A 12304-nucleotide genomic window follows, 5' to 3' on the forward strand; every position below is an offset into this window, starting at 1 on the left:
CCCCCCCCCCCCCCCCCCCCCCCCCCCCCCCCCCCCCCCCCCCCCCCCCCCCCCCCCCCCCCCCCCCCCCCCCCCCCCGTTTTTACAAGCACAACCCCCAAAACCAAATTTGTGCCTTTGTGGTGGGCTGGGATATGTTAATAAGACACAGGTCCACACCGGGCGCCAGGTGTTGTGGGTGATGGGTTAAAGGGGGCGGGCCCGGCCAAGGCCGCCACCCACCGCACCCAATTGCAGTAGATCCACGCCATGCGTGGATGGAACGGCGCCGACCAGGGTCGGCCTCTACCTGTGCAACGTTCAGCGCACGACGCTGTCTTCGGCCACCAGCGCGTGGTGCACGCCGATGCCCGCGCGCACGCCTTCGGCCATGGCCAGGGTGATGTTGCCGACCGTCGTCGCATCGCCTGCGGCATACACGTTCGGCACCGAGGTCTGCTTCATCATGTCGACCTCGATCAGCTCGCCCAGCGGGCTCTCGGCCAATGTGCAGCCCAGCTGCTGCACCAGCGGTGTGGCCATCACCTGGGTGGCCGGCACGAACAGCGCCCGCTGGGCGATGCGGCGGCCGTCGGCCAGCTCCACCTCCAGCCAGGTCGGCTGGTCGCCCTGCACGCGCAGCACCGGTGACGTCTCGATCTGCACGCCGCGCTGCTGCATGGCAGCCCGTTCCTCATCGGTGATCGGCAGGCCCTGGCTGAAGAAGGTGACATTGCCCCAGTCGGCAAACAGCGGCGCCTTGCTGGCGGACATCGGATGGCCACCAAGCAGGCCGATGGCGCCGCCACCCACTTCGTAACCGTGGCAGTAGGGGCAGTGCAGCACGGTGCTGCCCCAGCGCTCGGCCAGACCCGGCAGCGCCGGCAGCTGGTCGGCGATGCCGCTGGCCAGCAGCAGCTTGCGCGCGGCCAGCACCTGGCCATCGGCGGTACGTACTTCCACGGCCTCTGCGCTGGCGTTGGCCTGCACGGCCTCGGCATGCACCCAGCGCACGCTGGGGTAGTCCAGCAGCTGCTGGCGCGCGGCCTTCAGCAGCTCGGCACCGCTGATGCCATCCAGCCCCATCACCCCGTGCGAATGGCTGGCGAAACGATTGCGCGGCAAACCGGCGTCGATGACGGTGACCGGGCGGCGGGCACGGGCCAGGATCAGGCCCGCAGCAATGCCGGCATAGCTGCCGCCGACGATGAGCACATCAGGATTCATGGTGACCTTCCAGGGAACGGTGATGGGCGAGATGGCGGGCGAAGTCGGCGCCGAGCTTGTCCAGCGTGGTCGCCCGCAGGCGCTGTTCGAGCAGGCGCTGTGCTTCGCGTGCACCCTCCAGCAAAGCGCTGTTGACCAGCTGCTGGATCGGGCAGCCACCGCCGGAATCACGGGTACCGACCTGCACCAGCGACGGTGCGCCCACCGCCAGGTAGACGTCATGCAGGGTGATGGCTGCGGCATCGCGGGCCAACTGGCTGCCACCGCCATGACCGCGGGCGCTGTGAACCAGGCCCGCCCTGTGCAGCTGCGCCAGCAGGCGGCGGATCACCACCGGATGGGTCGGCAGGCAGGACGCCAGCTGCTCGGAGGTGCGCGGGCCGTCCTGGCCGACCAGGTGCGCCATCACGTGCAGGGCGTCAGAGAGCAGGTTCGCGGATTTCATGTAACTACATTAGTTACATTTATATCCCCTGTCCAGGGTCCGTATTCGTTCCATATGGACACATTTGTCCTATGAAACACTTTCTTCACATCACTAAACGAAACGCTAATGTGATGTTCGTCGGACTTCAGCGGGAGCTTGGCGGGTCGATACCGCATTGCCCCTTCCCGAGAGTGCTTCCCGATGAATGCGTCTGTCCGTGCTCCGCGCCTGCAGTCCAAGCTGCTCGGCGCGGTTTCTGTTGGCTTGGCCGTGGTCCTGCTGTGCGCGCTGGCTGGCCTGGCCTCCGCCTGGTTCAAGTTGTCCACCGAGGTTCCACCCGAAGTCGCGCACAGCCGCGACGCCGAACGCCTGCAGCGTGAGTTCCGCGGCCAGGTGCAGGAATGGAAGAACGTGCTGCTGCGTGGTCACGACGACGCGTTGCGTCAGCGCCATCTGGACGCCTTCGACAACGAAGGCCGCCTGGTCGAACGGCTGGCCAAGGGCCTGGTGACCAGCCCGGACGCGCGCACGCGTGAACTGGCGCAGGCGTTCATCGGCCTGCACGCGCAGCTGCAGCAGGACTATCACGCGGCGCTGCAGGCATTTGCCGCGGCCGGCTACGATCCCGCCGTCGGCGACACCCTCGTGCGCGGCAAGGATCGCGCGGTGGCGACCGCACTGGATGCATTGAGCAGGCATGCCACGCAGGTGGCCGAAGCGGCGCTGGCGGCACGTTCGCAGCAGGCGCGGCAGACCCTGCTGCTGTGCGCGTCACTGACGGTGCTGGCCGCCGTGCTGTTGCTGATCGGCCTGTCCTGGTGGCTGCGGCGCGCCGTGGTGCAGCCGGTACTGGCGGTGGAAGCCGCTGCACGCGCAGTGGCTGCCGGCGACCTGCAGCACGTGGTACAGGTGCGCAGCCGCGACGAGATCGGACGCCTCGCCCAGGCGATGCAGGCGTTGCAGTCCACGCTGCGCGGCGTGCTGGATGCGCAGGCCGCGATGGCCCAGGCGCACGAGGCCGGCACCATCAGCCATCGCATGGACGCCGCTGCCTTCCCGGGCGCGTTCGGCACCATGGTGGCCGACTGCAACACGCTGGTCGACGCGCACATCCGGGTGAAGATGCGCGCGATCTCGATCATGGGCCGCTACGCCGTCGGCGACCTCAGCCAGGACATGGAACGCCTGCCCGGCGAGAAGGCAGTGATCACCGAAGCGCTGGATGCGGTCAAGCACAACCTCGGGGCGATCAACGGCGAAATCCGCCGCCTGGCCGAAGCGGCGGCCGCCGGTGACTTCAGCCAGCGCGGCGACAGCGCGCGCTTCGAGCATGACTTCCGCGCGATGGTCGATGGCCTGAACCGCCTGATGCAGACCACAGAACTGAACCTCGGCGAAGTCTCGACGATGCTGCGCGCGATCGCCGATGGCCGCCTCGGTGCACGCATGCACGGTGATTTCCAGGGTGTGTTCGCGCGTATCGCCGGCGATGCCAATACCACCGCCACGCAGCTGGCGACCATCGTCACCGACATCAAGCACGCCTCCGGCAACATCCACACCGCCGCCGCGGAGATCGCCGCCGGCAACAATGACCTGTCGCGCCGTACCGAGCAGCAGGCCGCCAATCTGGAAGAGACCGCGGCATCCATGGAAGAGCTGACCTCCACCGTGCGCCAGAACGCCGAACACGCGCGCCAGGCCAACCAGCTGGCGATCGGTGCACAGGGTGTCGCCTCACACGGTGGCAGCGTGGTCGGGCAGGTGGTGGCGACCATGGGTGCGATCGAAACGTCGTCGCGGCAGATCGCCGACATCATCAGCGTGATCGATGGCATCGCGTTCCAGACCAACATCCTGGCGCTGAACGCGGCGGTGGAAGCGGCACGCGCCGGTGAGCAGGGCCGCGGATTCGCGGTTGTCGCCAGCGAAGTGCGCACGCTGGCGCAGCGCTCTGCGGCGGCGGCAAAGGAGATCAAGTCGCTGATCGAGGCGTCGGTGGAACAGGTCGGTGAGGGTGCGCAGCGCGTGCGCGAGGCCGGCGACACCATGGCCGAGATCGTCGCCTCGGTGCAGCGCGTGACCGACATCATGGCCGAGATCTCTGCGGCGTCGCAGGAGCAGAGCGCAGGCATCGAACAGGTCAGCCAGACGGTGATCCAGATGGACGGCACCACCCAGCAGAACGCCGCGCTGGTGGAGGAAGCCAGCGCCGCGGCGCGCAGCCTGGAACAGCAGGCGAACCGGTTGATCGATGCGGTCGATGTGTTCGACCTGTCGGCCACGGCGACAGCGAAGGACGCGTTGGCGCGCGGCCTGAGGGATCCGGTTGCCGGCCAGCGGCCGGCACCACCGTGGAGCGCGGACTGGGGTAGTGCCGGCCGCTGGCCGGCAGCGTCCAACGCTACATGGGTGGCGGCATGAACAGTGCGGACCAACGTTCCGCACTCATTACGGCCTGTGGTCGTACACGGCAGTGCAATGCACCGTTGCCGGCATGCACACGGCCGCTGGCCTACCCTTTCGTGGATAGTCCCGTCTCCCTCCCCCACTGCTGGAGCCCCTCATGACAGTCCCCGCCTTCGGTCTTGGCACTTTCCGCCTCAAAGACCAGACCGTGATCGATTCCGTGCGCAACGCGCTGGAGGTCGGCTACCGCGCCATCGATACCGCGCAGATCTACGGCAACGAAGCCGAAGTCGGCCAGGCCATCGCCGATTCCGGCGTGCCGCGCGATGAGATCTACCTGACCACCAAGATCTGGATCACCGAGTTCAAGCGCGAAGCGCTGCTGGCCAGCCTGCGTACCAGTCTGGAAAAGCTGCGCACCGATCATGTGGACCTGACGCTGATCCACTGGCCGTCGCCGAACGGCAAGGTCGACGTGCCGATGGAGGAGTACCTGACCGCACTGGCCGAGGCCAAGGCACAGGGCCTGACGAAGGAGATCGGCATCTCCAACTTCACCATCGCGCAGACCCGCAAGGCGATCGGCATCCTGGGTGCCGGCGCCATCGCCACCAACCAGATCGAGATCCACCCGTACCTGCAGAACCGCCTGCTGGTGAAATTCCTGCAGGACAACGGCATCCACATCACCGCCTACATGAGCCTGGCCTATGGTGAGGTAATCAAGGACCCGGTGATCCAGGCCATTGCCGGCCGCCACCAGGCCACGCCGGCACAGGTCGCGCTGGCCTGGGCGCTGCAGCAGGGCTTCTCGGTCATTCCGTCCTCGACCAGGCGCGAGAACCTGGCCAGCAACCTGGAGGCAGCAGCGATCCGCCTGACCGACGAAGACATGGGACAGATCGCCAAGCTCGACCGCGGCCATCGCCTTGCCAACCCCGAAGGCATCGCCCCAGCCTGGGATTGATTCCAACGACGGCGCGCAACTGCTCTGGTAGACGCCGACCCTGGTCGGCGCAGACGTCTGACCGATCGATGAAACGCCGTGCCGACCAAGGTCGGCACCTACCGGTCGGTCAGCGCTCGGCAACACCGCGCAACATATCCAGCACGTCGTGGATGTCCAGCGGCTTGCATAGAAAACCGGCAGCCCCCAGCGCGCGGGCTCTTTCAATCACCTGTACCCGCGTATCCGCGCTCATTACAAGAACCGGTGGCGCGCCGGGGTCCCTGGCTACCGACTCCAGCACCTCCCATCCGCTGCAGCCCGGCATGTGCAGATCCAGCAGCACCACATCAGGTCCGAGTGCCATGATCACTTTCCGCGCATCGTGGCCATCATGGCGGGAGCTGAGGCGATGGCCGGCGCTCTGCAGCAGGCGCTCCACCACCTCACGGTTGGTTTCCACGTCCTCGAACAGCAGGCAGTGCAGCGGTCGCACCGATGCTGCATGTGACTGAAGAAGCTGTTCAAGGGAAGGAGGAGAGTCCACCTCCAAGGTGGAGGCCACGGTGAAGCACCACACGAATGAGGCACCGCCTGCTTCACTGCGGCCCACGCTTATCGTTCCGCCCATGGCATCGGAAATCAGCCGAACGATGTACAGCCCCAGCCCGACACCCTGCTCGCAGCGTGCCTCTCCCTGGCTGAGCTGTACGAACGGCGAGAAGATCATCTCCAGATCCGCGTCTTCGATCCCCAAGCCGGAATCGCAGACCTCGATCTGAACCTGCCAGTCGTCACCTGACCGGGCAGCATTGATGGATACCGATACCTCGCCCGCCATAGGGCTGAACTTGATGGCGTTGCAGACAAGATTGGTCACCACTTGTTCGATACGGCCGCCGTCTGCCAGCATCCAGACATCGGGCTCACTCCCATCCAGCTGCAGAAGTACGCCCTTGTCGGCGGCAGCGGGCATGCAGGTCGCCTGTACCCCTTCGATGATCGAACGCAGCGAACAAGGATGAAGCCGCAACTGCAGCCGGCCACCATCGATGCTGGCCACGTCCAGCACATCATCGATACGGTGCCTGAGCGCCTGCGCCTGCGTGGCGACCGTCGCCAGTGCATGCCGTTGGGCCGCACTTACTGTCCCCACTTCCAGCAGCTGGATCCCACTGATGATAGCGTTCAGCGGCGTCCGCAGCTCGTGGCTCATCGTACTGACGAATCGGCCCTGTGCCTCACGCGAAGCAATGGCACGCAGCGCTATGTCACGCATCGCGGCTACCAGCGACGCCACCACCAGCGGCAACAGGACCGTCAATGCCAGCGCGTAGGCCAGGTAGGCGGGTCGAGAGACCCAGTAGCCTTCAGGCGCGGCCCACAGCAATGCCAGCGCAGTCGATGCAATCGCGGGAGCAATTGCCCTGCGGCCATACACCGCGGTGGCGGAGATCACGAGGAAAGGCAGGGCTGCATTGAGCGTCATCAGCAGGATGAACGCCGCATTCACCTGGATCGCAACCATTGCCAGGCTGAGCAGAAGGCCTACCCCATCGCACCAGCGGTGGCAGCGCTCCATGCAGAGACTTGCAACGAGTGCCCATGTCACGGATACCGCAAGCAGTGCAACGGCCACCGGCAACGCACGGGCCGCCTCATTGGCCAGAACCGGCTGCGGACCATCCACCCACAGCCAGCACCATAGCACCACCAGTGCCTGCAGCAGCACCCGGAATCCGCTGGCGCGTGGCTCCTGCAGGGACGACAGAAGCCAGGCCAGGCGATGCATCTCCAGCGCACGGGCTGCCTGCAGCAATGCTGCCGGTGCGGGGGCCTGCGAGGAAACACGGGGCTCGTGCACGTCAGCCCCCTTCCATCCGGAAATGCGTCGTCGCACGATGCAGAAGACGCTGCGCAGACAGTGCCAACGCGCATGCCCGCCGCCGCACAGCGCGCGCTTCTGTACCCGAGCGGAGACAGTCACTCAACGCGTCGCAGGCCAGCGCAACTCCGGCGCTGCCCAACGCCGAGGTAACGCTCTTCAAGGCATGCAGGCGCGCCAGCTCCTGCTCCATGCCACCGAAGGATTCTTCCTTCGCCATGCTCATCCACTGCGATATCGCCGCGTCCAACGCTGCGGTGAATGATGGGAGCTGGTGGGGCGACGTTGCCGCAATGAGATCCAGCATCGAGCGTTCCCCAAGCTCAGGCCGGTCCATGGCGTGTGGACCTGAGTGCAGTCCAACCCGGGACTTCAAGCTCTGCATCGCCTTCCTCCATCTGTCGCATTCAACACTTGAACGGGTGTACTCCTGCGCCCTGTTACGCCTGACTGGAAACCTCATGCGTCAGCATGCATGACCCACGAGCTACTGCATCCGCTGATGGATCTGTACGAAAAACTGTGGAAAGCAGCCACCCAACAGATGCCCTGCAGCAACCGCGAGCATGATTCCGCCTACGATGGCAGCACATCGGGCCGGGAGTGACAGTCGCTTCAGGTCCATGGCACCCAGCATGTAGGCAACGAATGCACTACGCCATCGGAATCCTTTCAAACTTCCCTCATGGACCACCATGCTGACATTGACGCTTCTCCTGCTGCTTTCATGCAGCGTGCTGGTCTTGAAACGCCGCCTGCGCAGCGCTGCACTTCTGGCGACGCTTCCCCTGGCCATTGCGGCCAGCGCCAGCCAGCCGATCACGCAATGGCTGCTGGACCGCGCGCAGGACACGCCGCTTGTCACTGAACATGCGCTACATCCACGCACTGTGATCGTACTGCTGGGTGCCGGAATCGATCACGATGCCCATGGCCCCAGGCCCGGGCTGGCCGGTTACAGCCGCCTGATGAGGGCTGCACAGCGTTACCACGAATGCGATCGCACGCGCGAGGTCTGTACGGTGCTTGCCAGCGGAGGCGTCACTGCCAACGGCGATGTCGCTGAGGCCGATGTCTACGCACGCGAACTGATGGCACTGGGCGTGCCCACCGAGCATATCGTCCGCGAGCGCACCAGCGCGAACACCTGGCAGAACGCCAGGAACAGCAGCGCGATCATCGGACATGACAGTTCGCGGGTGGTGCTGGTCACCTCGGGCCTGCATCTCACGCGGAGCTTGATCTACTTCCGTCACTTCGGCGTCGTGGCCGAGGGCCTGCCCAGCGACCGCCTCCGTGCCACCCGGGGGTGGTTGCCCTCCACATTCAATCTATTGCTGGTCGAAGTGATATTGCATGAGCGTATCGGCGTTCTGCGCTACCACCTCTACAACCGGATGGGCTGGAACGACGCCTCCATCGAGCCGGTCAGCATCGCGCCTGCAACAACCACCCACGCATTGCCGCACTGACCTCGTCCGGTTTCTCCATCGGCGCCAGGTGCCCGCAATCGGGCACCACCACCAGCTGCGAGTGCGGCACCATCGCGTGCATTTCCTCGCTCACCGCGAGTGGCGTAATGCGGTCGTTGGCGCCACATACGATCAGCAGCGGATCGCGGTAACCGGCCAGCACATCATGGCCATCGCGGCGTTCCAGTGCGCTCTGGCGCAGGAACACTTCCGCGCCCAGGCGAGCGGTCATGTCGCGCACGCGCTGCACCAGCACGTAGTCGTCCAGCCGCGAGGCGTCGATGTAGCTGCGCATCAGCACATCGCCGAAGCCGTGGAACTTCCCCGGCAGACGCACGCTGGCGCGCTGGCTGCGCCGCTGCTCGGCGCGCTCCGGCGAGTCGGCGTGGATCGAGGTGTCAATCAGCGCCAGCTGCAGCACCCGTTCCGGCGCGATGCGCAGGATCTGCTGGGCCACGAAGCCGCCCAGCGAGAACCCGGCCAGCGCAAAGCGCTCCGGTGCCTGCGCCAGCACGTCTTCGGCCACCGCCTGCAGGGTCTCGCCACGGGTCTGGTCGCCCACGGTGCAGTCGGCGATATCGGCCAGGTCGGCCAGCTGCGCGCGCCACAGCTCGGCATCGTTGAGCAGGCCGGGCAGCAGCAACAGGGGGATACGGTCGGTCATGGGGATATTGTCGCGCCAGCACGGTGACGGAACCATGCCGCAACGGGCGATTGCGTTGTAGAGTCGCGCCATGCTCGACTCTACAGAAGGCAGCGACACGGACGCGACCATGGCAGACCCCTACAACAGCGGCACCCCTTCCCCGCCGGCACTGCGCTTCGACGATGCGCTGGTCACCACCGCCTTCGAGCTGCCCGGCCATCGCGTCGTGCGCAACCTCGGCGTGGTGCGCGGCATCACCGTGCGCTCGCGTTCGATCGTCGGCAACTTCCTGGGCGGCATCCAGACGCTCTTCGGTGGCAACATCACCATCTACACCGAGCTGTGCGAACAGGCTCGCGAGGAAACCTACCGCGACATGGTCAAGCACGCGCGGCAGCTGGGTGCCAACGCGATCATCGGCATGCGTTACGACGCCACTGATGTGATGACCGGGCTGACCGAAGTGCTGTGCTATGGCACGGCGGTGGTGGTAGAGCCGGTGCGGTGATGCAGCCGCCAAGCGTACGCAAAAGCAGCCGAGCGTAGGCTCGGCTCTACTGGAATTACGCCACCGGCGGCACGTCGGGCACCTCGACCTGCTGCACCGGCAAGGTCACCATCATCACCGTCGGGTCGTCCGGGTCCAGCCTGGTCTTGAATCCCAGGCTCTGGCACATCGCCAGCATGGTGCTGTTCTCGCGCAGCACCTGGCCTTCGACCACGTCCAGGCCCAGCCACTTCGCGTACTCGATCATGATCGCCATCAGCCGCCAGCCGATGCCGTGGCCCTTCAGGTCCGAGCGGATCAGGATGCCGTACTCGCCGCGGTGGTAATCGGCATCGGCATGCAGGCGCACAGCGCCCAGCATCTCGCCGCTGCGCGGTTCGATCGCTACCAGCGCAATCGAGCGCGCGTAGTCGAGCTGGGTCAGGCGCGCGATGAATTCGTGGCTGAAGTGCTTCACCGACTGGAAGAAGCGCAGGCGCAGGTCCTCGTCGCTGACGCGGGCGAAGAACGCACGGAACAGCGCGTCATCCTCCGGCCGCACCGGGCGCACGAAGGCCCGGCCGCCATCGGACAGTTCGATGGTGCGCTCCCACTCCTTCGGATACGGAAACACCGAAAAGCGTGGATGGCCACGGCCCTTGTGCAGGATGCGCGACGGTGCCACTGCCACGCGTGCGTCGAGGGCAAGGATGCCCTTGCTGTCGACCAGCAGCGGGTTGATGTCCAGCGTGCGCACTTCGGGAATATCGGCGGCCAGCTGTGCCAGCTTGACCAGCGCCAGCGCCAGTGCGCGCTCGTCGGCGGCGGGCACATCGCCGTAGGCCTTGAGGATGCGCGAAGCGCGGGTCTGGCCGATCAGCTCGTGGGCCAGGCGCAGGTCCAGCGGCGGCAGGGCCAGCGCCTTGTCGTTGATCACTTCGACGGCGGTTCCGCCACGGCCGACCACGATCACCGGGCCGAACGTCGCGTCATCGGCGATGCCGACGATCAGTTCGCGCGCCTTCGGGCGGACGATGGTCGGCTGCACCAGCAGGCCATCGATGCGCGCATCCGGCCGCAGCTGGCGCGCACGCGACAGGATCGCGTTGGCCGCGCTCTGCACCGCCGGCAGCGTGGACAGGTTCAGGCGCACACCATCCACTTCCGACTTGTGCGGAATATCCGGCGAGAGAATCTTCAGCGCAACCGTGGCACCGCGCTCCAGCAGCGGCTGCGCCAGGTCCATCGCCTCGTGCGCATCACGCGCATGCATCACCGGCGCGGACGGAATGCCGTAGGCCTTGAGCAGCTCATGCGTGGCCAGCGGGTCCAGCCACTGCTGGCCATTGGCCAGCGCAGCATCAACCAACGCTCGCGCGGCCGCCGCATCGACATTGAAGTCCTGCGGCAGGCTGGGTGGCGTTTCCATCAGGGCGTTCTGCGCTTCGCGGTAACGCACCAGATGCTGGAAGCCGCGTACGGCCTCCGCCTCGGTCGGATAGGTCGGCACCCGCGCCGCGTTGAGCGTGGCGGTGGCCTGGTCATCGTTGCCCAGCCAGACCGCGAACACCGGCTTGTCGCGATGATGGCGCGGGCGCAGGCCGAGCGTGCGGGTCAGTGCCTGCGCAGCGTCAGCGGACGAGGTGAACGCGGTTGGCACGTTGACCACCATCACCGCGTCGTTCTCGTTGTCGGCCAGCAGCGCTTCGATGGCCGCGGCATAGCGCTCGCCATCGGCATCGACCACGATGTCGACCGGATTGCTGCGCGACCAGCCCTGCGGCAATACCGCATCGAGCTTCTGCACCGTGCTGTCGGACAGGGTGGCCAGCGTGCCACGCAATGCGATGAGTTGGTCCACGGCCAGGCGACCGACACCACCACCATTGCTGAGGATGGCCAGGCGGCGACCGGGGAAGGTACCCAGCCGCCCCAGCGATTCGGCGGCGGTGAACAGCTCGTCCAGCGCGCCGACGCGCAGCAGGCCGGCGCGGTTGAAGGCCGCGCCGTACACATCATCGGCACGCGCCAGGGCCTGCACATGGGTATCGCGGCTGCCCGGCTGCACGCGCTCGGCGCGGCCGGACTTCACCACCACCACCGGCTTGGCGCGGGCGGCGGCACGCGCGGCCGACATGAATTTGCGCGCGTCCTTGATCTGCTCGACATAGAGCAGGATGGCGCGGGTGCGGTAGTCGGTGGCGAAGTAATCGAGCAGGTCGCCGAAGTCGACGTCCATCGTGTCGCCCAGCGAGACCACGGCGGAGAACCCGACCGAGCGCGCCACGCCCCACTCCACCAGCGCGGCGGCGATCGCCGAGGATTCGGAAATCAGCGCGAGGTCGCCTGCCTGCGGGAAATGTGCGGCGATACTGGCATTCAGTCGCGCGTGCGGCGCGATCACGCCCAGGCAGTGCGGCCCGAGGATGCGCAGGCCATGCTTGCGCGCCACCGCCTCTACCTGTGCGGACAACGAACCCGGGCCTTCGCCCAGGTGCGCGGTGAGGATGATCGCCGCCTGCACGCCGCGCTCGGCGGCGGTACGCACCACCTGCGGCACGATCGCCGCCGGTGCGGTGATGACGACCAGGTCCGGTACCCAGTCCAGATCCTTCAAGCGCTTGACCGTGAGGATGCCATCGATTTCGGCATGCCGCGGGTTGATCCACGCCACCTTGCCGGGGAAACCGGTGCCGCGCAGGTTACGCATCACCGCGCGGCCGGCCGAACGCTCACGCGGACTGCCGCCGATCACCGCGACCGACTGCGGACGGAACACAGACTGCAGGTGGTAGGTACTCATGCGCCTACGGTACCCAAAAAAGG

At 66.4% G+C, this 12304-nt stretch carries 10 protein-coding genes; 4 read left to right on the plus strand and 6 right to left on the minus strand.

What is annotated here, in order from left to right; translation table 11 throughout:
- Positions 1 to 300: 300 nt before the first annotated feature.
- Positions 301 to 1206, minus strand: a complete 906-nt coding sequence (locus WDC87_RS05090; RefSeq protein ID WP_088497009.1) for an NAD(P)/FAD-dependent oxidoreductase — start codon at positions 1204 to 1206, stop codon at positions 301 to 303.
- The gene (locus tag WDC87_RS05095) at positions 1196 to 1651 is read right to left on the minus strand and encodes an Rrf2 family transcriptional regulator (protein ID WP_072168047.1); all 456 of its coding nucleotides are present in this window, start codon (positions 1649 to 1651) and stop codon (positions 1196 to 1198) included. The genes WDC87_RS05090 and WDC87_RS05095 overlap by 11 nt, the downstream gene beginning before the upstream one ends.
- A gap of 183 nt (positions 1652 to 1834) precedes the next feature.
- On the opposite strand from WDC87_RS05095, the gene WDC87_RS05100 reads away from it, so the two are divergent.
- Together WDC87_RS05100 and dkgB are read left to right on the plus strand one after the other, a co-directional pair.
- Positions 1835 to 4057, plus strand: a complete 2223-nt coding sequence (locus tag WDC87_RS05100; protein ID WP_252744809.1) for a methyl-accepting chemotaxis protein — start codon at positions 1835 to 1837, stop codon at positions 4055 to 4057.
- Positions 4058 to 4199: 142 nt separating this feature from the next.
- Positions 4200 to 5009, plus strand: coding sequence for a 2,5-didehydrogluconate reductase DkgB (dkgB, locus tag WDC87_RS05105; protein ID WP_088497006.1), 810 nt, complete (start codon positions 4200 to 4202; stop codon positions 5007 to 5009).
- A 109-nt stretch (positions 5010 to 5118) separates the two neighbouring features.
- On the opposite strand, the gene WDC87_RS05110 is transcribed toward dkgB, so the two are convergent.
- A complete protein-coding gene (locus tag WDC87_RS05110; RefSeq protein ID WP_242015902.1) occupies positions 5119 to 6807 on the minus strand; it encodes an ATP-binding protein in 1689 nt (562 codons plus the stop codon).
- Positions 6808 to 6853: 46 nt separating this feature from the next.
- On the minus strand, positions 6854 to 7180 hold the full coding sequence (locus tag WDC87_RS05115) for a hypothetical protein (protein ID WP_242015900.1): 327 nt from the start codon (positions 7178 to 7180) through the stop codon (positions 6854 to 6856).
- 427 nt (positions 7181 to 7607) lie between these two features.
- Here WDC87_RS05115 and WDC87_RS05120 point away from each other — a divergent pair, with 427 nt between their 5' ends.
- Positions 7608 to 8345 carry a YdcF family protein gene (locus WDC87_RS05120; protein WP_336331287.1) on the plus strand — a complete coding sequence of 246 codons (738 nt, stop codon included), beginning with the start codon at positions 7608 to 7610 and terminating at the stop codon, positions 8343 to 8345.
- Here WDC87_RS05120 and WDC87_RS05125 read toward each other — a convergent pair.
- Positions 8302 to 9009, minus strand: coding sequence for an alpha/beta hydrolase (locus WDC87_RS05125; protein WP_252744810.1), 708 nt, complete (start codon positions 9007 to 9009; stop codon positions 8302 to 8304). The genes WDC87_RS05120 and WDC87_RS05125 overlap by 44 nt on opposite strands.
- Before the next feature lie 109 nt (positions 9010 to 9118).
- On the opposite strand from WDC87_RS05125, the gene WDC87_RS05130 reads away from it, so the two are divergent.
- Positions 9119 to 9499: a YbjQ family protein gene (locus WDC87_RS05130; RefSeq protein ID WP_065185897.1), complete on the plus strand. Its 381-nt coding sequence runs from the start codon at positions 9119 to 9121 to the stop codon at positions 9497 to 9499.
- 55 nt (positions 9500 to 9554) lie between these two features.
- On the opposite strand, the gene WDC87_RS05135 is transcribed toward WDC87_RS05130, so the two are convergent.
- On the minus strand, positions 9555 to 12281 hold the full coding sequence (locus WDC87_RS05135; RefSeq protein ID WP_252744811.1) for a bifunctional acetate--CoA ligase family protein/GNAT family N-acetyltransferase: 2727 nt from the start codon (positions 12279 to 12281) through the stop codon (positions 9555 to 9557).
- Positions 12282 to 12304: the final 23 nt, after the last annotated feature.

Source organism: Stenotrophomonas maltophilia group sp. Smal12 (assembly GCF_037079935.1).
GTDB classification, from domain to species: Bacteria; Pseudomonadota; Gammaproteobacteria; order Xanthomonadales; family Xanthomonadaceae; genus Stenotrophomonas; species Stenotrophomonas sepilia.

What these genes read in the sequence shown, in the direction of transcription:
- WDC87_RS05090 (WP_088497009.1), bottom strand. Translation starts at nt 1,206, where the DNA reads ATGAATCCTGATGTGCTCATCGTCGGCGGCAGCTATGCCGGCATTGCT.
- WDC87_RS05115 (WP_242015900.1), bottom strand. Translation starts at nt 7,180, where the DNA reads ATGCTGGATCTCATTGCGGCAACGTCGCCCCACCAGCTCCCATCATTC.
- WDC87_RS05100 (WP_252744809.1), top strand. Translation starts at nt 1,835, where the DNA reads ATGAATGCGTCTGTCCGTGCTCCGCGCCTGCAGTCCAAGCTGCTCGGC.
- WDC87_RS05125 (WP_252744810.1), bottom strand. Translation starts at nt 9,009, where the DNA reads ATGACCGACCGTATCCCCCTGTTGCTGCTGCCCGGCCTGCTCAACGAT.
- dkgB (WP_088497006.1), top strand. Translation starts at nt 4,200, where the DNA reads ATGACAGTCCCCGCCTTCGGTCTTGGCACTTTCCGCCTCAAAGACCAG.
- WDC87_RS05095 (WP_072168047.1), bottom strand. Translation starts at nt 1,651, where the DNA reads ATGAAATCCGCGAACCTGCTCTCTGACGCCCTGCACGTGATGGCGCAC.
- WDC87_RS05135 (WP_252744811.1), bottom strand. Translation starts at nt 12,281, where the DNA reads ATGAGTACCTACCACCTGCAGTCTGTGTTCCGTCCGCAGTCGGTCGCG.
- WDC87_RS05130 (WP_065185897.1), top strand. Translation starts at nt 9,119, where the DNA reads ATGGCAGACCCCTACAACAGCGGCACCCCTTCCCCGCCGGCACTGCGC.